Below are 24,458 nucleotides of genomic sequence, written 5' to 3' on the forward strand. Positions count from 1 at the left end.
ATTCGCATAGGTATGTAACGCAAACATAAGTAAAAATTGTTTAATCTAATTGTTTTCTTGGTACTCTAAACAATAAAATGATTCCAATTAAAAAGAAAATAAACAAAAATAAAATGGCATTTCGCATACTTCCGGTTAATTGATCTATAGAAGCAAATATCCCCATCCCTATAACAATTCCTATTTTTTCGGCAACATCATAAAAGCTAAAATAGGACGTAGTATCTTCTGTTTCGGGTAAAAATTTTGAATAGGTTGAACGCCCCAAGGATTGTATTCCGCCCATCACAAAACCAACACAGGAAGCGGCAATATAAAACTGAATTGGACTTTGCATAAAGTATGCATAAAAGCATAAGCCCATCCAAATAAAATTAATAAAAATGAGCGTGTTAATATTTCCAAATTTGGCAGAAGCTCTCGAAGTTAATACCGCACCAATTACCGCCACAATTTGTATCACTAAAATGCTTATAATTAACCCCATGGTCTTTGCATCATCACTGCCCCACGCTATTTCTTCTTCTCCAAAATATACTGCAACAAGCATAATAGTTTGTACAGCCATACTAAAAACAAAAAATGCATGCAAATAGCGTCTCAATTGTAAGTTGTTTTTTAATTGCTTCCAAACTTGTTGTAACTCACGCAACCCATTTAAAACAACTGCCTTTGTAACCCTATGTCCCGAAGAAGTCCCTTTTGGTAAATAATAAAAAGAATACTGACTAAACAAAATCCACCACACTCCTACCGTGATAAAAGAATAACGCATCATTTCCATTTTAGCAGCACCGTCATCTTGACTCATCACCATAGCAAGATTTACGATAAGAAGAATGACGCTTCCAAAATAACCAAGTGAAAAACCTTTGGCACTTACCCTATCTTGTTGCTCTGGAAAGGCAATATCGGGAAGGTATGAATTGTAAAAAACCAAACTCCCCCAATACCCTATTAAACCCATAAAATAAAATAGGATACTTAAATAAATATGGTCTAAACTAAACCAATACAAACCGATACATCCTAACCCTCCCACATAGCAAAAGAATTTCATAAAATACTTTTTATTGCCTACATAATCTGCAATACCTGAAAGAATTGGAGAGGTGAAAGCCACAACCAAAAAAGTAAAGGCTGTCACAAACGTAATTAACGCCGTGCTTTTAAATGTAAAACCAAAGGCATCAACAGTTTTAATTTCTGAAAGAAATAATGCGGAATAAAATATTGGAAAAATAGACGAAGCTATAGTAAGTGTATAAACAGAATTTGCCCAGTCGTAAAACGCCCAAGCATTGAGAAGTTTTTTACTTCCTTTTGGTAAGTTAGCCATATCGAATCAAAAAAGCCGCCCTTGGCGGCTTTTGTATAAGTTAGTTATTTTTTGAAAGTGGTCACTCCGTATTTTTTTGCTTCAGCTTTTGCGGCGGGTGCCCAACCCTTAATATTATTTATTCGTGTATCACTTGACGGGTGTGTACTTAAAAACTCCGGCGGAGCTTGTCCTCCTGCATTAGCTTTCATTCGTTCCCACAATTGAGCTGCTACCATAGGCTCGTAACCTGCAATTGCCATAAGATATAATCCTATTTGGTCTGCTTCACTTTCGTGATTTCTACTAAAGGGTAACATTACTCCTACCGTACTTCCAATTCCGTATGCTTGATTAAAAATTTCTTGATTTTTAGGATCTTTACTTAAAGCTATATTTCCTGCTACTGCCCCTAAAGCCTGTAATTGTCCTGCACTCATACGCTGTTGTCCGTGATTTGCCAATGCATGGGCAACCTCGTGACCCATAACGGCAGCTAATCCTGCTTCATTTTGCGTGATGGGTAAAATACCTGTATACACTACAATTTTTCCTCCAGGCATACACCAAGCATTTACATCTGGGCTATCTACCAAATTATACTCCCATTGATAATCCTGTAAATACCCTGCATAACCATTTGCATTTAAATAACGTTCTGCAGCAACGGCAATTTTTTGCCCTACACTTTTTACCATTTGTGCATCTTTTGTTCCCGAAACCACTTTATTTTCAGATAAAAAGCTACTGTATTCTTGAAAAGCCATAGGAAATAACTGAGAATTTGGTACTAGCGCCAACGTGCTTTTCCCAGTAAAGGGGTTTGTACTACAGGATAAAAAAAGTGCAATTGCAAAGAGAATAGTGAGCTTTTTCATTTTGAAATATTTAAATGAATATTTAAGACGTTAAATATAACGATATTTACAAATACGATGCCTAAGTGTATTTAAAAACTATAATTTTGAAAATGGAACGGCTTTTGCAATACCTTTTCAAACTAAAAAAATTACTATGAAAAAAATACTCATTCTTCCGCTCATTGTCATTTCTCTATTTTTAACTGCTTGTGAAGGGCCACAAGGCCCTCCAGGACCTCCAGGCTATGATGGCATCAATATTTTAGGGCAAGTTTTTGAAGTAACAATTAACTTAAATGAGAATAATAATTTTCAGAGAGTTGTAAATATCCCATCAGCAATTGAAGTTTATGAAAGTGATGTAATCCTCGTGTATCGCTGGGAAGGTACTTTTGACGGAGCTGATATTTGGACACCACTTCCTGCCACCTATTTCTCGTTAGGAGATACTTTCTTATATACCTTCAACCATACCTTTTTTGATGTTAAATTCTTTTTGGATGGAAATTTTGATTTAACCGAGTTAGGATCGGAATGGACAAACGACCAAAGTTTCCGCATAGCCATTGTTCCTGCCGAATTTGGTCAAGCAGACCTTACCATGGAGCAACTGGAAAATTCCCCTCAAGTGGAGTTTTTAGGAAACTAAATTGAAAAAAATATGAATAAAATAGCATTACTGCTTGTTGGGTTATTGCTACTAAGCTGTAATTCAAAAGCACAAAATGAAAAGAAAAAAGAATCCTTCTCTGTGGCCAAAAAGGAAGCCGAATGGAAAGCACAGTTAACCGATTTACAATACTACGTCCTTCGTGAAGAAGGAACCGAAAGAGCTTTTACTAGCGAATTAAATTATAATAAAGAAAAAGGAACCTACGTTTGTGCCGCGTGTGAAACTCCCCTGTTTTTGAGCAAACATAAATTTGATAGTGGAACAGGTTGGCCAAGTTTCGATAGAGAAATTAAAGGAAATGTAGCCTTTTCTACCGATTATAATATTGGCTATGCACGAACCGAAGAGCACTGTGCCACTTGTGGTGGTCACCTAGGTCACGTATTTAATGATGGCCCAAGGGAAACGACTGGAAAAAGACATTGTATTAATGGTGCGGCCCTAAAATTTATTCCTTCTGAAAAGTAGAATTTTTCAAAATATATATACAAACCCTTCAAAATAGAATTTGAAGGGTTTTCCTTTTTAAAATGAAAGGGTATTCAAAAAGCAAACAATACTTCCTTGTTATAGATACATTTCGTAAATTTGCTACTTCAAAATCACGATAAATTTTCGAAATGAGTAAATACGATATCATTGTTCTTGGAAGTGGCCCCGGAGGCTATGTTACGGCGATTAGAGCATCGCAATTAGGTTTTAAAACCGCCATTATTGAAAAAGAAAGCTTAGGAGGCGTTTGCCTTAATTGGGGATGTATTCCTACCAAAGCCCTACTTAAAAGTGCGCAAGTTTTCGATTATTTAAAACACGCCGAAGACTACGGACTTACTGTAAAAGAATTTGATAAAGATTTTACCAAAGTGGTACAACGTAGCCGTGGTGTTGCCGATGGGATGAGCAAAGGTGTTCAATTTTTGATGAAAAAGAATAAAATTGATGTGATTAATGGTTTCGGAAAAATAAAACCAGGAAAAAAAGTAGATGTCGACGGAAAAGAATACAGCGCAGATCATATCATCATCGCTACAGGAGCTCGTTCTCGTGAGCTTCCTAATTTAAAACAAGACGGAAAAAAAGTGATAGGCTATCGTGAAGCCATGACGCTGAAAGAACAACCTAAAAAGATGATTGTTGTGGGGAGTGGTGCAATAGGTGTTGAGTTTTCAAATTTCTACAACAGTATGGGTACTGAAGTTACCATCGTAGAATTCTTGCCAAATTTAGTTCCATTGGAGGACGAAGACGTTTCCAAACAATTTGAAAAAATATTTAAGAAGAGAGGCATCAATGTGATGACCAATTCGTCTGTAGAAAGTGTAGATACTTCTGGCAAAGGTATAAAAGCGAAAGTAAAAACCCAAAAAGGAGAAGAAATACTGGAGGCAGATGTAGTTCTTTCTGCTGTGGGAATTGCAGCAAATATTGAAAATATTGGATTAGAAGATGTAGGAATAGTCACCGATAAAGGTAAAATTATGGTGAACGATTGGTACCAAACCAACATCCCGGGTTATTATGCCATTGGTGACGTAGTTCCTGGTCCTGCTCTAGCTCACGTTGCTTCCGCAGAAGGAATTACCTGTGTTGAAAAAATTGCCGGAATGCATGTTGAAGCCATTGATTACGGAAACATTCCTGGATGTACCTATACTTCGCCTGAAATTGCCAGTGTTGGACTTACCGAAAAGCAAGCTAAGGAAAAAGGGTACGAATTGAAAGTGGGTAAATTCCCCTTCTCCGCTAGTGGAAAAGCAAGTGCTTCTGGTGCCAAGGACGGATTCGTAAAAGTAATTTTTGATGCCAAATACGGCGAATGGTTAGGGTGCCATATGATTGGAGCTGGTGTAACCGATATGATTGCCGAAGCCGTATTAGGACGCAAATTGGAAACTACAGGGCACGAGGTGCTAAAAGCCATTCACCCACACCCTACTATGAGTGAGGCTGTAATGGAAGCTGTGGCCGATGCTTATGGAGAAGTAATCCATTTATAGAAAATAAATAGTATTGTAATAAAAAAGCCCCAAATTGGGGCTTTTTTTATTTTAGAAAACTCTGGAGTGCCAATTCATAACTTTGCAAACCAAAACCAAGGATGACGCCCCTTGCACCTGCAGAGATATGTGAATGATGTCTAAATTCTTCTCTAGCAAAAGTGTTAGAAATATGCACTTCCACTACAGGGGTTTCAATGGCTTTTACAGCATCCCCTATCCCTACCGATGTATGTGTATAAGCAGCAGCATTTAAAATAATGCCCTCATAAGAAAACCCCACTTCCTGGATTTTGTTTATCAACTCTCCTTCTACATTCGATTGGAAATGGGATAGCTCCACTTGTGGGTACTTTTCTTTCAAAGTTTGAAAAAACTCCTCGAAAGTTAAGTCACCGTAGATGTTCTTTTCTCGCTTTCCAAGCAAATTGAGATTAGGACCGTTAATGATGATAATCTTCACTTCAAAAAAAATTAGTTATTCCCTAAAATAATGGGTAAACCACTATCACCACCACCAACAATCACAACTTTAGAATTAGGAGATTCCGCCAACTTTAACGTGGCGTCAATCCCTTTATCCTGAAGAATCTTATCGGTAAGGGAAGCACTTAAAATACGGTTAGCATCAGCTTTTCCTTGGGCTTCGATAATTACTTTTTCCGCCTCTTTGGCAGCCGTCACCAATCTAAATTCATATTCCAAGGATTCTTGCTCTTGCTTTAATTTACGCTCAATAGCGTCTTTAATAGTGTTAGGCAATGTAACATCACGCACTAACACTTCATTGAGTTGTACATATTGATTGTCTAAAATCTTTTTGGTTTCTTCAAAAATTTCTTCCTGAATTACATCACGTTTACTACTATATAGCTGCTCTGGGGTGTAACGCCCCACAACACTACGAGCCGCACTTCTAATTGCTGGTTGAATAACTCTTTGTAAGTAATTTTCTCCAAGGGATTGATGTAAGTTTCCTAAATCATTATAAACAGGCAAATACCAGGCTGATGCATCAATCTGAATTTCAAGCCCATTAGACGAAAGCACTTTCAATTGTTCAAATACTTCCTGCTGGCGCACCTCATAAATAATTACTTTATTCCAAGGCGCTACCACATGAAATCCTTCCCCTAAAGGCGGTTCATCGGTTACAACACCTCCACCAAAGGTTTTGTACAAAACACCTGCTTCTCCAGAGCCAACAGTAACAGCAGACTTAGCTAGCACAATCACCAAAACAATAATAATGACGATACTAAAAATTCCTAATTTGGGTAGTTTTTCCATAATATTTTATTTTTTATAATTTAAATTAGTCCGTTATATTTTCTTATAATCCACTCGGCGGAAAGAACAATAGCAATGAGTCCGAGCAAGTATTTCCAATCTATTAAAGGTACAACTTTTTGTTGGCTTCTTTCAACCGCTGTATAGTCTTCATTTTTTAGAAGAGAATCTATTAAAGCATCCATGTTATTTGAAAAATAGCTTGCTCCACCCGTATGGGTCGCAACACGTTGTAGCTTTGTTACATTAGCATTCAAAAATTGTTGCTCCACATTAAAATCCAAAATGGTAAAGTTTCCACTTCTCGAAACCGCTTCATCCTTTACAGAAACAGTAAAACTATAATCTCCTTGCGGTAATGAGTTTAAATCCACTTCAAAATAATTATTCTTTAGCAAGAGCGGAAAAACATCCCTTTTTTTGGTTTCAGAATGAACTACCGTTATTTCTAGTTGCGCCCGATTGTCGAACACAAAACTCTTATCAAAATATTGTGCCGAAACAACCACGGGATTATTATTATAATAAAATGTTTCGTGGTTAACCTCCAGTCTCGTTCTGATTTTATTGGAAGCCAAATACTGAACCATTTTACCCACAAATTCATCAAAATCCTGAAAGCTTTCAGCATTTAAGTACGCATTAGCACGCCATTTCCATATACCTTCCCCATCCCAAATAGCAGTCCGAACACCATTCACTTCCATAGAGGCAAACAAAGGGCTTCCGGTTGAAAAACCACTTATTTGTTGTTGCAAAAGCACCTCATGAGGCACTTTAATTTCCAATTCCCCAAACAATGTCTGCAAAGGTGGATACTCTGAAAAACCAAAGTCTTCTACCGCATAGCTCCCGTAATTTAAATTAAGTACTCCTGAAACATCTTCTGAAGCATTCGCGGCTTCCTTTCTGAAGTTATTTTGAACCGAATTCAGAAAATTCCAATCGGTTTGTAACCCTGTTATGGCAATGGTATTCTTTTTTAATTTATCTATTTCTGAAAAAACAGCTCTGAAACTTCTATCGGGTTGAAAGAGAACCACCAACTGATAATCATTTAACACTGCTGAAGCCTTTTCGGGTTCCATAAAAGTAACTTTACGTTGTTCGTTGCTTTCAATGGCCTTTTTTAAAGCACCTAAATCGGGGTGTTTCAATTGACTCAAAATAAGCACTTTAGTTGCTTGGTCAATTACTTCAACAGCAAAGACTTTGCTGTTGTTCGATTTATTTTTTTCTTCTTGAAGCGGCTCAATCGTTGCGGTATAGCGTTGTAACCCTACTCTTGTGGAAGGCAATGATACTGAAATAGTTTGTGAGTTGTTGTTTTGTGTAAAACTTACATTTTGCGAATGAACTACACTCCCACCCTGCCTAATGACAAATCTAGATGTCACGGCATCCTTCCCGTTATACACTAAAATGGCTTCTACCGGAAATTCATTCTTTAAAAAGGAATACCGATTGGTATTCAACTGTTCTATTTTTAAATCGATATATTGGGTGGAATCCCCCACAATAATCGGGTAAATTGAGTTTGAAAAAGTCAAACTAGAGAATTCGTAATCGCTTCCAAAGGTTTGGTTTCCGTCACTGATGACTATGGTAGGAGCTATTTCGTTTTTAAATAGTTCGTTTGTAGTTTTAAACGCCTTATTAATATTGGTTTGTTTATCTAAAAAGGAAACCGAATCTAATATGCCAAAATCATTTCCGAAGCCAAAATAACTAACATCAAACTTATCCTGCAATGACGCATCATTCTGAATCTTTGCTACCAAATCTCTCACATTTTCGTCTTGATTCAACGAGGAAATAGAAGACGAAACATCCACTAAAACAGGGAGTTTAGGTTTTTCAACAGAGTACGTTTCACTTTTAAATTTCGGATTGATTAAAAGTAGCAATAATGAAAAGAGTGTTATAAAACGTAAAATCCCAAAAAGCCAACTTAATGAGCGGTTGTACTTGGTTTTATAGCCATACATGAAAACCGCTAATGCAAAAGAAGTAACGCCAGCAATGACAATATAAAGTACAGTTTGTGCGGTCAAATTTTAAATTCTAGGTAAGCATTCCTCCATCTACGTTCAACGTTTGTCCAGTAACATAGGCAGACAAGTCACTAGCCAAGTACACACAGGCATTGGCAATATCTTCGGGGGTTCCCCCTCTTTTTAATGGTATGGCATCTCGCCATCCTTGTACGGTCGCTTCATCTAACTTGCCAGTCATTTCGGTTTCGATAAAACCAGGCGCAATAGCATTGCAACGAATATTTCGAGACCCTAATTCTAAAGCAACCGATTTGGTAAACCCTAAAATCCCTGCTTTTGAGGCAGCATAATTGGTTTGACCCGCATTTCCTTTCACCCCAACAACAGAGCTCATATTAATAATGGAACCAGAGCGTTGTTTTAACATGGCGCGTTGCACCGCTTTGGTCATATTAAACACCGATTTAAGATTCACTTCAATGACTTTATCAAAATCTTCTTCAGAAATACGCATTAAAAGGTTATCCTTGGTAATTCCAGCGTTGTTTATAAGAATATCAATAGACCCAAAGTCTTCTAACACTTGCTCAGCTAATTTTTGAGACTCTTCATAATTAGAGGCATCACTTTTATAGGCCTTAGCTTTCACTCCTTGTTTGGAAACCTCATCTGCTAAAGCCTCAGCAGCTTCTGCAGAAGAATTATATGTAAATGCTACATTGGCACCGTGTTGTGCAAATACTTCAACAATTCCTTTTCCAATTCCACGGCTACCCCCTGTAATAATAGCTGTTTTACCTTGCAATAATTTCATGATAAATTTGTTTTCTGTTGAATTTCAAATATAGGAAAACGCTTCGGCTTTCCCATAAAAAAAGCCTTGCTATTTGCAAGGCTTTTCAATTTTATAAAATAATACTTACGCTAAAACTTCAGCCACTTTTTTTCCTATTTCTGCAGGTGAATCTACTACATGAATTCCGCAAGCTCTCATAATTTTCTTTTTGGCTTGTGCGGTGTCATCACTTCCGCCAACAATGGCACCAGCGTGCCCCATGGTACGTCCCGCAGGCGCTGTTTCACCAGCTATAAATCCTACAATAGGCTTTTTACTTCCACTATTTTTATACCAATTGGCAGCATCGGCCTCTAATTGACCTCCAATTTCACCAATCATAACAACAGCCTCAGTTTCAGGGTCATTGATTAATAATTCTACAGCTTCTTTGGTAGTGGTTCCAATAATGGGGTCTCCACCAATTCCAATGGCCGTTGTAATTCCGAGTCCTTGTTTTACTACTTGGTCTGCCGCTTCATAAGTTAATGTTCCCGATTTAGAAACAATACCCACTCTTCCTTTCTTGAACACAAAACCAGGCATAATACCTACTTTGGCTTCTTCAGGAGTGATAACTCCGGGGCAATTAGGGCCTATTAAACGACAATCTCTATCTTTTACGTAAGCAGCAGCTTTAATCATATCGGCCACAGGAATACCTTCTGTAATGGTAATAATCACTTTTATACCTGCTTCGGCGGCTTCCATGATAGCATCAGCGGCAAATGCTGGTGGCACAAAAATAATACTGGTATCGGCTCCTACTTTTTCAACTGCTTCTACAACTGTATTAAAAACAGGCTTGTCTAAATGTGTTTGGCCACCTTTTCCGGGGGTTACCCCTCCCACTACATTGGTTCCGTATTCAATCATCTGACCTGCGTGGAAAGTTCCTTCGCTACCCGTAAATCCTTGAACTATAATTTTTGAATTTTTATTTACTAATACACTCATGGAGTATTTATCTTTTAAAATTTTGAAGTGCAAAGGTAGTTTTTTGTCCTTTTTTACAAAAGGAATTACACCTTTACTTTATGATATGATTCATTGGTGTCATCCTTGTCTGTTACTGGCTGACTTACTTGATATCCACGGTATAATTTTTCGTCTTTTACTTCCCAAATGGCAATAAAATGGGCAATACCCAATTCTTCATCGGGGTTTTCAAACGTGCGAACATAATACTTATATCGAATAGTTACGTGAGTATCGTCTTGAAGCATATGACTCACTTCAACTCGTAAACCGGTGTAAGTACGACGTATTTCTTCAAAAAATTGAACAATATCATCGTAATTTTTTATGGAAAGTCCATCACTGCTATTCCAGATTAATACTAATTCTGGGTGAAAATACTTTTTTAAAACAGTTTTGTCTTTAAGAATATCTGAAAGGTAGAAATTACGAACAATTTCTTTAGCAGTTTTACTCATGATAGTTTGTCAAGTTTTTCAATAATATCTGGAATAAGTCTAATAGAGGCTATTTCTTTATATTTTTTTCTGAATTCATCTGCAGGAGTCCCAAAATACGATTTATTTGCTTCTAGTGATTTGCTAACCCCACTTTGCGCTGAGATAATTGCCTTTTCTCCAATAGTAATTCCACTAGTTAGACCCACCTGCCCCCAAATAGTCACAAAATCTTCAATTAAAACACAACCCGCAATACCCACTTGTGAGGCAATTAAACACCTTTTTCCAATAACTGTGTCGTGCCCAACATGTACTTGATTATCAATTTTAGTTCCTTCTCCAATAACCGTTGAAGCACTAACCCCTCTATCAATGGTACATAAGGCACCTAAATCTACACCATCCTTTATGACAACATTTCCTCCACTCACTAATTTATCAAACTTTTCGGGTCTATTCTTGTAGTAAAAAGCATCTGCTCCTAAAACTGTTCCTGCGTGTATTGTGACATTATTCCCAATTACGGTATGGTCGTAAATAATGACGTTGGGATGAATTAAACAATCATCGCCAATGGTAACATTATTTCCGATAAATACATTAGGTTGAATGACCGTATTTTTTCCAATCTTGGCGGTTTCAGAAATCACCGCACGTGCCATTTCGAAAGGGCGAAAATGATTAGTAAGTTTATTAAAATCACGGAAAGGGTCATCAGAAATTAACAGAGCCTTTCCTTTAGGACATTCTACTTCTTTATTTATAAGAATAATGGTCGCTAGGGATTGAAGCGCCTTATCGTAATATTTAGGGTGATCTACAAAAACAATATCTCCTGGTTGGACGACATGAATTTCGTTCATTCCCAGCACAGGGAAATTAGCATCCCCTTTATAGTCGCAATCGATTATACTGGCAATGGCTTCGAGCGTTTGTGGTATCTTAAATTTCACCTAAAAAAATTTGAATACCAAATATAAAAAAATCCCACCGCAAAAAGGATTGCGATGGGATTTATATTTTTATTGAGGGAAATCTATTCTTTCATTCGCTCTTGGTACTGTCCTTTTTCAGTGTCGATTCTAATTTTATCGCCTTCATTTATAAATAATGGAACATTTACCTGTGCCCCTGTTTCTACAGTGGCGGGTTTTGTAGCATTGGTAGCGGTATTCCCTTTAACACCAGGCTCTGTAGCAGTTACTTCGAGAATCACATGCGCAGGCATTTCTACAGACAATGGCATATTATCTTCAGAATTAATTATCACTGTTACCACCTCTCCTTCTTTTAGTAAATCGGGTCTATCGAGGGCACTTTCTTGTAGCTGAATTTGCGTGTAATCCTCCGTATTCATAAAATGATAGGTTGCTCCTTCGCTATATAAATATTGAAATTTATGCGTTTCTACTCGAACATCTTCAATTTTATGTCCTGCAGAAAACGTGTTATCAATTACCTTTCCTGTAGTCACACTCTTTAATTTCGTTCTCACAAAAGCAGGACCTTTCCCTGGTTTTACGTGAAGAAATTCAATTATTTTAAAAATGTCATGATTGTATCTAATACACAATCCTTTTCTAATATCTGATGTACTCGCCATACTATTTTTAATGATTTTTAATTCTGAAAATATCCTTTCATAATACCCCGCTTTGAGTTTTTGATAAACTGAAGGATTTCATCACGCTCTGGAGTTGCCTCCATTTCGGCTTCAATAATTTGTGACGCTTGGGTATTATTATAGTTTTTTTGATAGAGAATTCTATAAATATTTTGAATCTCACTTATTTTTTTAGGATCAAATCCTCTTCTTCGTAAACCAATAGAGTTTATCCCCACATAAGAAAGAGGTTCACGAGCAGCTTTTACATAGGGAGGAACATCTTTTCTTACTAAAGATCCTCCCGTTACAAAAGCGTGATTCCCTATCATGCAAAACTGATGAACAGCTGTCATCCCGGCTAATACTACATAATCACCAATGGTGATATGTCCAGCCAAAGTACTATTGTTTGAAAAAATACAATTATTTCCCACAAAACAATCGTGAGCAATGTGGCAATAGGCCATAATGAGGCAATTATTACCAACCACTGTTTTACCGCGATCTATAGTTCCTCTATTTATAGTTACATACTCTCTTATAGTAGTATTATCACCAATTTCTGCTGTAGTTTCTTCGTCTTGAAACTTTAAATCCTGTGGAATGGCTGAAATTACGGCTCCTGGAAAGATATTACAGTTTTTTCCTATGCGTGCGCCTTCCATAATGGTCACATTAGAACCTATCCAAGTTCCTTCACCAATGACTACATTATTATGAATGGTAGTAAATGGCTCTATTACTACATTTTTGGCAATTTTTGCCCCAGGATGAACATATGCTAACGGTTGATTCATTCAGTGTTTTTTGTTTTTACTATTTGAGCCATAAGCTCTGCCTCAGTAACTAATTTATCATTTGCATAAGCATTTCCTTGCATATGGACAATGCCTCGTCTTATAGGAGTTATTAACTCCAAATTAAATATTAAAGTATCCCCAGGGTTTACTTGTTGCTTAAATTTTACATTGTTTATTTTCATAAAAAATGTAAGATAGTTCTCTGGATCTGGAACCGTACTTAAAGCCAAAATCCCTCCTGTTTGTGCCATTGCCTCTACAATTAAAACACCAGGCATCACTGGAGCTCCAGGGAAATGTCCCACAAAAAACGGTTCGTTCATGGTCACATTCTTCAATCCAACCACATGATTACTAGATAGTTCTAGAATTTTATCTACCAATAAAAAAGGCGGTCTATGTGGCAACATGGCCATAATGGCATTGACATCCTTTACTGGAGTTTTTGTGATATCGAATTTTGGAATTTTATTACGCTTTTCAATTTTAATAATTTTCGAAAGCTTTTTCGCAAACTGAGTATTCACAAAATGACCCGGCTTATTGGCAATTACTTTTCCTCTTATTCGAGTTCCCACCAATGCTAAGTCACCAATAACATCAAGTAATTTATGTCTGGCCGCTTCATTAGGATGATGGAGCGTAAGATTATCCAAAATTCCATTGGGTTTTACTGAAATTTTATCCTTTTTAAATGCCGCTCGTAGTTTCTCCATTGTTTTTTCGGAAAGTTCCTTGTCTACATAAACAATGGCATTATTTAAATCACCTCCTTTTATAAGTCCGTGTTCCAATAACATTTCAATTTCATGAAGGAAACTAAACGTTCTGGAATCTGCAATTTCATCTTTAAACTCTGAAAGGTGTTTCAAAGAAGCGTTTTGGGTTCCTAAAACCTTAGTTCCAAAATCTACCATGGCTGTAACTTGGTATTCTTCTGCAGGAATGATTGTTATTTCACTACCAGATTCTTCGTCCAGAAACGAAATTACCTCTTCAACTACATATTCTTCACGCTCTGACTCTTGCTCTACAATGCCAGCCTTTTCAATCGCCTCTACAAAATATTTTGAAGATCCATCCATAATAGGAGGCTCTGAAGCATTCAGTTCAATCATACAGTTATCAACCTCCATACCTACCAAGGCAGCGAGTACGTGCTCTGATGTTTGAATTTTAACACCTAACTTTTCAAGATTTGTCCCTCGTTGTGTATTTACCACATAATTTGCATCTGCCTCAATTACAGGGCTACCTTCAAGGTCTACTCTCACAAAGGCATAACCGTAATCTTCGGGAGCAGGTTTAAAAGTAATGGTCACTTCTTTTCCTGTGTGGAGTCCCACACCAGTTAATGAAATTTCTTTACTTATGGTTCGCTGTTTTGCCATACGGTTAATTGTCTTTTAATTTTTTTTCAAAAGTATTAAAACGCTCAACAATTTTGGGAAGATTTTTAAAATGAACATAGCTTTTATTGTAATCTCCATAATTAAGAGCCGGAGATCCTTGCACCACTTCATTGTCTTTTAAATTTCGACCAATACCGCTTTGAGCTTGGATACGAACATTGTTACCAATGGTTAAATGTCCAACAATGCCTACTTGTCCGCCTATCATACAATTTTCTCCAATCTTAGTAGAACCTGCAATACCCGTTTGTGCAGCAATTACTGTGTTTTTACCAATTTCAACATTATGTGCAATTTGAATTTGATTATCCAATTTCACACCTCTTCTAAGAATCGTAGAGCCTAATGTTGCTCTATCTATTGTTGTACCAGCACCAATATCCACATTATCTTCAATAATCACATTTCCTGTTTGAGGTACTTTAATATACTCTCCTTTTTCGTTGGGTGAAAATCCAAAACCATCTGCTCCTATAATAACTCCACTGTGAATAACCGAATGATTCCCAATAATAGTTTCTGAATAAATCTTTGCGCCAGCAAAAACCACAACATTATCACCTATAGTTGTATTATCACCTATATATACATTTGGATAAATCTTTACATTTTCTCCAATTTTCACATTTTCTCCTATATAAGAAAACGCACCTATATATATATTATCTCCATAAGTAACGCTTTCCGAAATAAATGTAGGCTTTTCAATTCCTGTCTTATTCATTTTTACTTGGTTGTAATATTCCAGTAATTTTGAAAAAGACTTATAGGCATCTTCCACCCTAATTAAAGTAGTTTTAATAGGACTTTCAACTACGAATTCATTATCAACAATGGTAATCGAAGCTTCGGTTGTATATAAATAAGGTTTGTATTTAGGATTTGCCAAAAAAGTAAGACTCCCTTGAGTTCCCTCTTCAATCTTTGCAAGTCTTGATACCTCTATCTCTCCATCTCCCTCCACGGTTCCTTCTAGAATGCCTGCTATCTGGTTGGCTGTAAAGTTCATTTTTACGTTTATGAATGCAAATATAAAAAAAGCAATGCTAATCTATCTTCAGATAGCATAGATAATGTTTTACCACTGTTTTTGAAAGCGCCTTAATATTTAATTGGTCACTGGCTTTAGCTACATCTACTACTTTTCCGTTCTTTTTAAGGAGATAAATATTTTCCTTATCCATGCGGTAAGCTTGGTTCGATATTTCCCCGGTAAACACAAAATAAGATGCTTCTTCTTCCGAAAGGTTGTGCTTATTTATAACTTGAATTCGTTTTTCATTTATTTTTTCTTCAGAAAAAGGTTCATATTTAATCTTTATTTTCAAAAGATTTCTGTGTAAAAGCATCATAGAAATCATTGATAACACGACATCTTTGTGACTTGCCCATGCTTTTATTGCTGCTAAAATATCTGTATCATCTAATTTTGAAAATATTTGTAGTGCTTCTGAAGAAAAATCTTCTTTCGTAATTTTCTTACTTAAAAAATAGGATAATGCTTCACTAGCAGGTAAGATTTCCCCTTTTAGGGATAAGTACTTGGCTCTTTTCAACAAGCCAAGCAACAATTGTTCTGCAACTAAGGATGTTTTATGCAAGTAAACTTGCCAATACATAAATCGCCTAGCTACAATAAATTTTTCAACCGAATAAATTCCCTTCTCCTCTACCACCAACGCATCATTATGCACATCCAGCATAGCAATTAATCGCTGTGAGCTTACATTTCCTTCGGCTACACCGGTATAAAAACTATCACGACGTAAATAATCAAGCCTGTCCATGTCCAATTGTCCAGAAACTAATTGATGCATAAATTTTCTAGGACATTCATTTTTAAAAATAGCAATGGCGCCACTTAGTTTCCCTTCAAATTCCTTATTAAGAGCATTCATAAACATGAGGGAAAGCTCTTCGTGGCCTATTCCTTCAACAATGGAGTTTTCCATCGCATGCGAAAAAGGCCCATGTCCTATATCATGAAGTAAAATTGCGATATAAAGATCTTGTTCTTCATCTTTGGAAATTTCAACACCTTTAGACTTAAGTACTTGCACAGCACGTTGCATTAAAAACATAGCGCCTAATGCGTGATGAAAACGTGTGTGGTGTGCACCAGGATATACTAAGTACGATAATCCCATTTGGGAAATCCTCCGTAACCTTTGAAAGAAAGGATGCTCAATAAGTTTAAAAACCAACTCACTGGGTATAGTTATAAAACCGTACACAGGGTCGTTTACAATTTTCAGTTTGGTAGTTCCAGTCAAACTTTAACTTTAAATTAATAGTGCTACTTTAGTATTGGAATACTACAAAGCTAATTTTGTTGTTATATACATAACTGAAAGAATCAGTAAAAAACAAAACTTCACAAATATACATATATGAGCGAGATAAAAGTACTTTGGGTAGATGATGAAATCGACTTGTTAAAACCACACATTATATTTCTTGAAAACAGAAATTACAAAGTAACTACCGCTCAAAGTGGTTCAGAAGCACTTGAAGAAATTCATAAAGATGATTTTGATATTATTTTCTTGGATGAAAACATGCCTGGACTTACTGGACTTGAAACTCTTGCTGAGATTAAGGAGCAAAAAGACTCGATTCCTGTGATTATGATTACCAAAAGCGAGGAAGAGTATATTATGGAGGAAGCTATTGGTTCTAAAATTGCAGATTACCTCATTAAGCCTGTTAATCCTAATCAAATATTATTAAGCTTAAAAAAGAATCTTGATCACTCTAGGCTTGTTTCACAAAAGACAACCTCTAATTATCAACAGGAGTTTAGGAAAATTTCCATGGATATGTCTATGGTAAATTCCCCAAAAGAGTGGGCAGAGTTATATCAGAAATTGGTGTATTGGGAGCTAGAACTTGAAGATATTGAGGATAATAGTATGATTGAAATATTAGAAAGTCAAAAGACGGAAGCTAATATCCAGTTTTGCAAGTTTATCGAAAAAAACTATGCTTCATGGTTTGACGGAGATGATGAAGCACCTGTTATGTCGCACACTTTGTTTAGAGAAAAGGTTATTCCCGAGATAAAAAACACACCCACCTTATTAGTGGTTGTTGACAATTTAAGATATGACCAATGGAAAGCTTTTGAACCCATGCTTTCCAGTTTCTATAAAAAAACAAATGAGGAAATTTTTTATAGCATATTACCAACTGCAACTCAATATGCTCGTAATGCCATCTTTTCAGGTTTAATGCCTAGTGAAATGGAAAAATTATATCCTAATTTTTGGCTAAATGATACTGACGATGGAGGAAAAAATTTATATGAAGAAGATTTTTTGAAAGCGCAATTAAAGCGACTAGGGCTTAATCTTAATTGGAGTTACCATAAAATATCAAGCTTACGACAAGGCAAAAAGCTTTCAGAGAACTTTAAATCTCATAAAAATGAAGACCTTACCGTTGTGGTTTACAATTTTGTAGATATGCTTTCCCATGCGAAAACTGAAATGGAAGTAATAAAAGAATTAGCCTCTACCGATAAATCATATAGATCATTAACAAAAAGTTGGTTTCGAAACTCTCCATTAATAGAAATAATTCAACAAGCCGCGCAATCTGGGTTCAAACTAATAATTACTACAGATCACGGGACTATTAATGTTAAGAATCCATCAAAAGTAATTGGCGATAAGAATACAAGTTTAAATCTTCGGTATAAAACAGGAAGAAGTCTATCCTATGAAGATAAAGATGTATTGGCAATTAAAGATCCCAAAACAGTCCACTTACCAACCATTAATATGAGTAGCTCCTTTATTTTTGCCAAAGGGGATTTGTTTTTTGCATACCCAAATAATTATAATCACTATGTAAGTTACTTTAGAAACACCTACCAACATGGAGGTGTATCGTTAGAAGAAATGCTTATTCCATTCTCTACTTTAATTCCAAAGTAATTTATTTGTAGGATTTTACTTATATTAATACTTTTTATCGGATTTTATGTACCGTAATCGAAAATAATTCTATATTTGTTTCAGCCCTTGAATCATGAAACGAACATACACACTTGCAGAATTACCAGACATTGCTAGTTTGATTCTTGAAAACATTTCTTCCAAGACACTATTGTTATATGGTGAAATGGGAGTGGGCAAAACGACATTAGTAAAAGAGTTGGCACAAAAGTTAGGTATAAAAGAATCAATTAGCAGTCCAACCTTTTCAATTGTAAATGAGTATGATTTACCAAAAGATAAATTATATCATTTTGATTTTTATCGAATAATAGATGAAACAGAATTATTGGATATTGGAATTGAAGATTATTTTGAAACAGATCACTGGAAATTAATTGAATGGCCCGAGAGAGTAAACGAAAATCTTTTACCATTCAACAGAACAACGCTAAAATTGACCAAAAATACAAACGGAAGTAGAACAATACAGATAATGCCAATGAGCTAAACAACGAGGGTACGAAGATAAATAGTAATGAAAAAATCTTATTTTAACATTAAGTAAGATTAATTTATTTCACATTAGGGTAAACTATACAAAATACCACTAAACTATTTGAAATACTTGTTTTTTTTCGTGATAGGTTTGTAATATAAACCTCACAAAAAACCTAGTATTATGAAACTTAAATACCTTTTAATCGTTGCATTGTTTGGAGCTGCATTATTTGTGTCTTGTACTCCAGAAAGCGTGAATGATGGACAAACAGACCAACAAGTCGACAAAACACTTAAACCACTCCAGAACGGCTAGTAAATCGCTAGCGTTTGGGGGGATTATCGTTTTATTAATTGCGGTCTCACCATTTTTATTTTATTCATATAAAAGTTTCCCAGAATCTCAAGTCTGGGAGACTTCTCTATTTACCCTAAACACCTCTTTTCCAGATTGGTATTCATTTGCTTGGTACTTTACAGGGAAGGCAATACCTCTTTATTTACTATTACTATGGTTTTTTACTTGTAGAGATTGGTGGCATTGGATTATACTTGTTCCTATAGCCATGTATGCCTTTCAATTATGGGGCGTAATTAACGAGAGTAATAACCTTGATGAATTAGAACTATACTACTTGGTTCCACTCATGTTATTTTTAGTTCCAGCAGTTTATTTAATCCGAGCCAAACTTTTTAATAAAGTAAGAGGTAATGACTTAAAATCTTTCGAAGAAGAATTAAGTTCTCAAAAAACGTTCTGGCAACAAATCAAAGATTTATTCCAATAAATCGCATTCCTTTTTTTAAAATTTATTAGTAACTTGGCATAAGCAATAAGTCCTTATTATGTCAAGCTCCTCTTCCCCATTTACCAAAGCGCAACTCATTCCACAGGAAGAAACTTTGGAGATTACCCGAAATAAAACCCAATTGTATATAGGGATTCCCAAAGAGACACACTTTCAAGAAAAAAGAATTTGCCTTACGCCAGATGCAGTTGCAGCCATTGTAGGACAAGGGAATAAAGTACTCATGGAAAAAGGCGCTGGAACTGAAGCGGGTTTTCAAGATTCTGACTATAATGAAGCTGGTGCACAATTGACTCATGACACCGAAAAGGTATTTGGTTGCCCAATTATTTTAAAAGTAGAACCGCCTACTCTAGAAGAAATTAAATGGATTCAGCCTAAAACATTACTTATTTCGGCGCTACAGTTAAAAACACAAAAGAAAGAATATTTCGAACTGTTATCTAAAAAAAAGATTACAGCACTAGCCTTTGAATTCATAAAAGATGAAGATGGTACCTACCCTGCTGTCAAAGCCTTAAGCGAACTCGCAGGTACTGCCTCAGTATTAATAGCTGCAGAACTTATGGCGTATGGTAATAATAGTAATGGACTTTTATTCGGAAATATTAGTGGCGTTCCTCCCCTAGAAGTTGTCATTATTGGCGCAGGAACAGTAGGCCAATTTGCTGCAAGATCCGCTATAGGATTAGGTGCTAGCGTTAAGGTCTTTGATAGTTCAATTCCTAGACTTAGAAATCTTCAATTAGTAGCTGGCCAATCTATTTTTACTTGTACGCTACAGCCAAAATATCTTTTAAAAGCATTACGCAGATGTGATGTTGCCATTGGAGCGCTTCGCGGAAGTAATAGGTCTCCCGTGGTCGTCACAGAAACAATGGTTGAAAATATGAAAAAAGGGGCTGTAATTATTGATGTAAGCATTGATATGGGAGGGTGCTTTGAAACTTCCGAAATGACTTCACATGACAGGCCTACACACGTAAAACATGGTGTGATTCATTATGGGGTACCCAATATTCCGGCCAAATATCCCAAAACCGCTTCCATAGCTATCAGTAATATATTCACCCCTTACCTCTTCGACATTGCCGAGTCTGGCGGAATTGAAAATGCACTTCGTTTTGACAATGGTTTAAAAAATGGATTGTATTTTTACCGAGGTATTTTAACCAATCAAACCGTTGGAAACTGGTTTAGTTTGCCACATAGCGATATTAATCTTCTAATTTTTTAGCATTGAGCCTTTTTAAACGATTTCTATATTATTTTGGAGGATTCTCCATAGGATTAGTCATTTTATTTTTCTTTTTAGGTGGAAAAAAGGCCTCTTGTGATTATGGCCCTAGTGCCCGCACGCTAAAGAATATTCGGACTAAAAACAGAATCATTAGCCCTGAAGTACTTATACAGCTTCAAAATAAAGGACTTGATACTTCTTCAGTATCCAAGATTCTAAGGGAGGGCGATGTATTATTTTCTGAAAGTAATACTAAACTTGACTCTTGTAAGATTTATGTAGTTGAAGGTGAAATTGAAAAAAAAATAATAAAACTTACCATCGAGAATTGTGAAAAAAGAGCCTCAATCAATGCGGTGAGTATGCAATAGAAAATATTTATATTTAATAGGAATAAAGCTTTTAATATGATTCGGTTTCTGATTTTAATCTTATTTACAATTTCAATTTCAGTAAATGCACAAACTGAAACAATCATTGCTTGGGATATTTCATTGTCCATGAAAGAAAGAGATTTGGAAAAGGAATTTGATTTCATCACTAAATATTTTGAGCGCTACCAAGACACACAAGTAACTGTTTTACAGTTTAATAATGTTAATCTTTCAGAAACAGAATTTACCATAACAGATGGCGATTGGTCCGCAATAAAGACACTTTTAGAATCCTCTCAATACAATGGGGCAACATCATATCATCTGCTAAATAATATTCCTTCAACAAGCACTACCCTGCTTTTTACAGATGGAAAAGAAAATATAGAAAGAGATTTACCATTAATTGAAGGAACACTATATGTTGTAAATGGGAATAAGGATCACGATTTAAAAAACTTACAATTCTTAGCATTAGCCAATAAAGGTCGTTTTATCAACTTAATTAGCACTCTGCCAACCTCAAGTAATTATATAACATACACCGGGACTATTTTTTCTGAAAGTAATGAGGCTTCAGAAGTAGTTATCTCTGTAAAAGGAACTAATAATTCAGTCATAGCAAATAAAGATGGAACCTATTCTATTGAAGCACAACCTGGAGATATTTTAGTGTTCAGTTCTTTAGGACTGCCTCCCATAGAAAAAAAAGTAACAGAAGATAGGAACCTAAATGTTTGGGTGAAAAATGATGGAATTCAACTAGACCAAGTATTTATTAAAAACAAAAAAGCAGAAAAAGAATCTAATGTTGTTGTTAAAAAAGAAAGAGACCCAAAAACCATTGGCTACGCTGTTTCTACAGTTGAAGAAGAAGATCTCAATCAAGGAGTAAGTAATATTAGCGATGCCACAGAAGGAAAATTTAGTGGTGTTACAAAAGGAGTAAACCAAGATGTGAGTCAATCATTGATTCGAGGGTTATCAACCATTTCAGGAAATAACTATCCACTAATTATTATCGATGGTGCTCCTATTGCTCGATCGTATTCAACTACTAATGGATTACTTCAACTTACCGACTTTATTGATCCAAAAAATGTTGCAGACGTTACCGTTTTAAAGGGCTTGGCAGCCACCAATCAATATGGATCGGAAGGATCTAATGGAGTGATTCTTATAAAAACCAAAATGGAAGCCGCTCGTGAAGAGGCTGAAAAAAGTGGGAGAGTAAAAAAGCCAGATAACTTTTACGAGGGTAAACCCATCTATACGTTACCTCCCACAGAAACGAAGTATCTTAACGAGATAAAAAATGTAAAAGACAGTAAGTCGGCATATAATCTATTTTTAAATCAGCGAGAACAATTTTGGAATGAACCAGCCTATATAATTGACTTATACAACCACTTTACCCCTTTAAATTTAAAAATGGCACAGGCCATTGGCTATAATCTTTTGGAACGTGAAGAAAGTAAACTTTCTTCGTTAAAAGGACTTTTATATGCAACCACTCAAAATAAGCATTATGAGATGGCGTTAGATGTCGCAACGCATTTATTAGAGCAATATCCTGAAGATGCTCAATCGTATTTAGACCTTGCATTAGCTCAAAAGAATGCAGGAAATAAACAAATTGCTTTAAATATGTTACTTGCTATTGATAACGGCACCATTAATCCAAGTATTAATTTTACACCTTTACTTAAAACGGTAAACAATGAAATTAGAAACATAGCTGCTACAAAAGACGCCCATTTTGATTTAAGTAAAATTGGTGTAAAACACCTGACAAAACCAAATTTAGATGCTAGAATAGTAGTAGCATGGAATAACCCAAATGCCGAATTTGAATTGTTTTTCGTAAACCCATCTAATCTTTTTTATAAATGGGAACACACAAATAATAACCTAGAAAGACTGCAGCTAGAACAACTATTGGGGATTAATCAAGAAGAATTTGAAATTGAAGGAAGCCCTAAGGGACAATGGCTCATTACAGTAAAATATATTGGGAATAGAATTTTTGAAGATATAGAACCTACTTTTTTAAAATATACAGTTCAATATGATTATGGCAAACCTACCGAAAGAACAGAAGAAAAGGTACTTCGCCTCTCTGAAAAAGGAAGTGAATATGTGTTGTTTAAAGTAAATATAAACTAAATCCCTCTTCTACTTTTTTCTTTCTTAAGCAACTCCAATTCTCGACTCGTCTGCCCCGCCACTGAAGTATTTTCTTCGGCTCTGCGTATTAAATATGGCATCACGTCTTTAACAGGACCAAAGGGAATGTATTTCGCTACATTATATCCCGCTTCAGCAAGGTTATAACTTATATGGTCACTCATTCCGTAGAGTTGCCCAAACCAAACACGAGAATCATTTTTTTCGATTCCCAATTCCTCCATAATTTCCATAGCCAAATAGCTGCTTTCCTCATTGTGTGAACCCAAAAACAAGGATATATCATTAATGTTTTCTAAAATGTACCGTACTACTTGATTAAAATGAATATCCGTCGCTTGCTTATTGGCACATATGGGTGTAGGATACTCCTTCTCCTCTGCTCTGTCATTTTCTTTTTCCATATAAGCACCTCGCACTACTTTAAATCCTAATTTATAGCCTTTTGCCTTAGCTCGTTGATGTATCTCTTTTAAATAATCCAATCGATCCCACCGATAGCACTGTAGCGTATTAAAAACAATCACATTCTCTTTATTATAGCGCTCCATCATTACTTCGCAAAGATCATCTGCCGCATCTTGCATCCAGGTTTCTTCGGCGTCGATAAGTAGTTGAATGTTCCTAGAATGAGCTTCACTGCAAACAGCATCATATCGTTTAATAATTCGGTCCCATTCTGCAGATTCTTCAGAAGTAAGTTCTTTGTCTTCAGTAACTTTTTGCCAAATCTTAAACCGTCCCAATCCTGTTGGTTTAAACACAGAAAATGGCATTGCTGGCTTTTTTTCAGCAAAACGGGTTAATTCTATTATCTTTTTCAAGGTAGAATCAAACTGATTTTCCTCTTCTTTCCCTTCAACCGAATAATCCAAAACCGAATATACCCCTGCTTCCATTAAGTTATCCACTACGGGTAAACAATCCTTTTCATTAACTCCTCCACAAAAATGATCGAAAACCGTAGACCGAATAAGCCCTTCAACAGGTAAGTGTACTGTTAGCGCAAACTTGGTCACAGCAGAACCAATCTTCACCAAAGGTTCATTTGCAATCATTTTAAATAAAAAATAAGCACGCTCTAATTGAGCATCGCTTTTAAGCTTAAAAGCAATTTCGGTATTATCAAACAAACGTTTTGTGGTCATTTTAAAATTTTATTATCACAAATATAGTTAGATTTGAAATCACAAAACCGAAGTT

The 24,458-nt window shown here is 35.9% G+C and carries 24 protein-coding genes; 9 read left to right on the forward strand and 15 right to left on the reverse strand.

Annotation, left to right across the window (positions count from 1 at the left end; translation table 11 throughout):
* Positions 1-40: 40 nt before the first annotated feature.
* Both KXJ69_RS07500 and KXJ69_RS07505 read right to left on the reverse strand, forming a co-directional pair.
* A complete protein-coding gene (locus tag KXJ69_RS07500; protein ID WP_219052385.1) occupies positions 41-1,339 on the reverse strand; it encodes an MFS transporter in 1,299 nt (432 codons plus the stop codon).
* Positions 1,340-1,383: 44 nt separating this feature from the next.
* A complete protein-coding gene (locus tag KXJ69_RS07505; RefSeq protein ID WP_219052386.1) occupies positions 1,384-2,196 on the reverse strand; it encodes a M48 family metallopeptidase in 813 nt (270 codons plus the stop codon).
* A gap of 136 nt (positions 2,197-2,332) precedes the next feature.
* Here KXJ69_RS07505 and KXJ69_RS07510 point away from each other — a divergent pair, with 136 nt between their 5' ends.
* From KXJ69_RS07510 to lpdA, 3 genes are all read left to right on the forward strand, one after another.
* Positions 2,333-2,827: a hypothetical protein gene (locus tag KXJ69_RS07510; protein WP_219052387.1), complete on the forward strand. Its 495-nt coding sequence runs from the start codon at positions 2,333-2,335 to the stop codon at positions 2,825-2,827.
* Positions 2,828-2,839: 12 nt separating this feature from the next.
* Positions 2,840-3,319 (forward strand): peptide-methionine (R)-S-oxide reductase MsrB, encoded by a 480-nt coding sequence (msrB, locus tag KXJ69_RS07515; RefSeq protein ID WP_219052388.1) that lies wholly within the window; start codon positions 2,840-2,842, stop codon positions 3,317-3,319.
* A 152-nt stretch (positions 3,320-3,471) separates the two neighbouring features.
* The gene (gene lpdA / locus KXJ69_RS07520) at positions 3,472-4,848 is read left to right on the forward strand and encodes a dihydrolipoyl dehydrogenase (protein ID WP_219052389.1); all 1,377 of its coding nucleotides are present in this window, start codon (positions 3,472-3,474) and stop codon (positions 4,846-4,848) included.
* Positions 4,849-4,894: 46 nt separating this feature from the next.
* Here the strand turns inward: lpdA and aroQ are convergent, their stop codons facing one another.
* From aroQ to KXJ69_RS07580, 12 genes are all read right to left on the reverse strand, one after another.
* Positions 4,895-5,311, reverse strand: a complete 417-nt coding sequence (aroQ, locus tag KXJ69_RS07525; RefSeq protein WP_219052390.1) for a type II 3-dehydroquinate dehydratase — start codon at positions 5,309-5,311, stop codon at positions 4,895-4,897.
* An 11-nt stretch (positions 5,312-5,322) separates the two neighbouring features.
* Complete coding sequence (locus KXJ69_RS07530) at positions 5,323-6,138, reverse strand: prohibitin family protein (protein WP_219052391.1); 816 nt, start codon at positions 6,136-6,138, stop codon at positions 5,323-5,325.
* 20 nt (positions 6,139-6,158) lie between these two features.
* Positions 6,159-8,192, reverse strand: a complete 2,034-nt coding sequence (locus KXJ69_RS07535) for a VWA domain-containing protein (RefSeq protein WP_219052392.1) — start codon at positions 8,190-8,192, stop codon at positions 6,159-6,161.
* Positions 8,193-8,202: 10 nt separating this feature from the next.
* Positions 8,203-8,949, reverse strand: a complete 747-nt coding sequence (fabG, locus tag KXJ69_RS07540) for a 3-oxoacyl-[acyl-carrier-protein] reductase (RefSeq protein WP_219052393.1) — start codon at positions 8,947-8,949, stop codon at positions 8,203-8,205.
* Positions 8,950-9,054: 105 nt separating this feature from the next.
* Entirely contained in the window at positions 9,055-9,927 is an 873-nt protein-coding gene (gene sucD, locus KXJ69_RS07545; protein ID WP_219052394.1) for a succinate--CoA ligase subunit alpha, read from the reverse strand.
* A 65-nt stretch (positions 9,928-9,992) separates the two neighbouring features.
* Complete coding sequence (locus tag KXJ69_RS07550; RefSeq protein ID WP_219052395.1) at positions 9,993-10,406, reverse strand: nuclear transport factor 2 family protein; 414 nt, start codon at positions 10,404-10,406, stop codon at positions 9,993-9,995.
* Positions 10,403-11,341 (reverse strand): UDP-3-O-(3-hydroxymyristoyl)glucosamine N-acyltransferase, encoded by a 939-nt coding sequence (locus KXJ69_RS07555; RefSeq protein WP_219052396.1) that lies wholly within the window; start codon positions 11,339-11,341, stop codon positions 10,403-10,405. Before KXJ69_RS07555 ends, KXJ69_RS07550 begins: the two co-directional genes overlap by 4 nt.
* Positions 11,342-11,424: 83 nt before the next feature.
* Entirely contained in the window at positions 11,425-11,991 is a 567-nt protein-coding gene (gene efp, locus KXJ69_RS07560; protein ID WP_219052397.1) for an elongation factor P, read from the reverse strand.
* Between the two features lie 17 nt (positions 11,992-12,008).
* Positions 12,009-12,791: an acyl-ACP--UDP-N-acetylglucosamine O-acyltransferase gene (lpxA, locus tag KXJ69_RS07565; protein WP_219052398.1), complete on the reverse strand. Its 783-nt coding sequence runs from the start codon at positions 12,789-12,791 to the stop codon at positions 12,009-12,011.
* Positions 12,788-14,185 carry a bifunctional UDP-3-O-[3-hydroxymyristoyl] N-acetylglucosamine deacetylase/3-hydroxyacyl-ACP dehydratase gene (locus KXJ69_RS07570; RefSeq protein ID WP_219052399.1) on the reverse strand — a complete coding sequence of 466 codons (1,398 nt, stop codon included), beginning with the start codon at positions 14,183-14,185 and terminating at the stop codon, positions 12,788-12,790. Before KXJ69_RS07570 ends, lpxA begins: the two co-directional genes overlap by 4 nt.
* Positions 14,186-14,189: 4 nt before the next feature.
* Positions 14,190-15,215 (reverse strand): UDP-3-O-(3-hydroxymyristoyl)glucosamine N-acyltransferase, encoded by a 1,026-nt coding sequence (gene lpxD, locus KXJ69_RS07575; RefSeq protein ID WP_219052400.1) that lies wholly within the window; start codon positions 15,213-15,215, stop codon positions 14,190-14,192.
* Between the two features lie 37 nt (positions 15,216-15,252).
* Entirely contained in the window at positions 15,253-16,479 is a 1,227-nt protein-coding gene (locus KXJ69_RS07580; protein WP_219052401.1) for an HD domain-containing protein, read from the reverse strand.
* 117 nt (positions 16,480-16,596) lie between these two features.
* Here KXJ69_RS07580 and porX point away from each other — a divergent pair, with 117 nt between their 5' ends.
* The 6 genes from porX (at position 16,597) to KXJ69_RS07610 (ending at position 23,234) form a co-directional block, all read left to right on the forward strand.
* The gene (porX, locus tag KXJ69_RS07585; protein ID WP_219052402.1) at positions 16,597-18,144 is read left to right on the forward strand and encodes a T9SS response regulator signal transducer PorX; all 1,548 of its coding nucleotides are present in this window, start codon (positions 16,597-16,599) and stop codon (positions 18,142-18,144) included.
* Between the two features lie 94 nt (positions 18,145-18,238).
* Positions 18,239-18,655: a tRNA (adenosine(37)-N6)-threonylcarbamoyltransferase complex ATPase subunit type 1 TsaE gene (gene tsaE / locus KXJ69_RS07590; protein ID WP_219052403.1), complete on the forward strand. Its 417-nt coding sequence runs from the start codon at positions 18,239-18,241 to the stop codon at positions 18,653-18,655.
* A 247-nt stretch (positions 18,656-18,902) separates the two neighbouring features.
* A complete protein-coding gene (locus KXJ69_RS07595; RefSeq protein ID WP_219052404.1) occupies positions 18,903-19,433 on the forward strand; it encodes a hypothetical protein in 531 nt (176 codons plus the stop codon).
* A gap of 58 nt (positions 19,434-19,491) precedes the next feature.
* Positions 19,492-20,691, forward strand: a complete 1,200-nt coding sequence (locus KXJ69_RS07600) for an alanine dehydrogenase (RefSeq protein WP_219052405.1) — start codon at positions 19,492-19,494, stop codon at positions 20,689-20,691.
* 2 nt (positions 20,692-20,693) lie between these two features.
* A complete protein-coding gene (locus KXJ69_RS07605) occupies positions 20,694-21,065 on the forward strand; it encodes a hypothetical protein (protein WP_219052406.1) in 372 nt (123 codons plus the stop codon).
* A 36-nt stretch (positions 21,066-21,101) separates the two neighbouring features.
* The gene (locus tag KXJ69_RS07610) at positions 21,102-23,234 is read left to right on the forward strand and encodes a DUF2135 domain-containing protein (protein WP_219052407.1); all 2,133 of its coding nucleotides are present in this window, start codon (positions 21,102-21,104) and stop codon (positions 23,232-23,234) included.
* Here the strand turns inward: KXJ69_RS07610 and KXJ69_RS07615 are convergent.
* Entirely contained in the window at positions 23,231-24,403 is a 1,173-nt protein-coding gene (locus tag KXJ69_RS07615) for a proline dehydrogenase family protein (RefSeq protein ID WP_219052408.1), read from the reverse strand. The two genes, KXJ69_RS07610 and KXJ69_RS07615, sit on opposite strands and share 4 nt — an antisense overlap.
* Positions 24,404-24,458 lie beyond the last annotated feature (55 nt).

This window comes from Halomarinibacterium sedimenti, assembly GCF_019312585.1.
Classification (GTDB): Bacteria; Bacteroidota; Bacteroidia; order Flavobacteriales; family Flavobacteriaceae; genus Halomarinibacterium; species Halomarinibacterium sedimenti.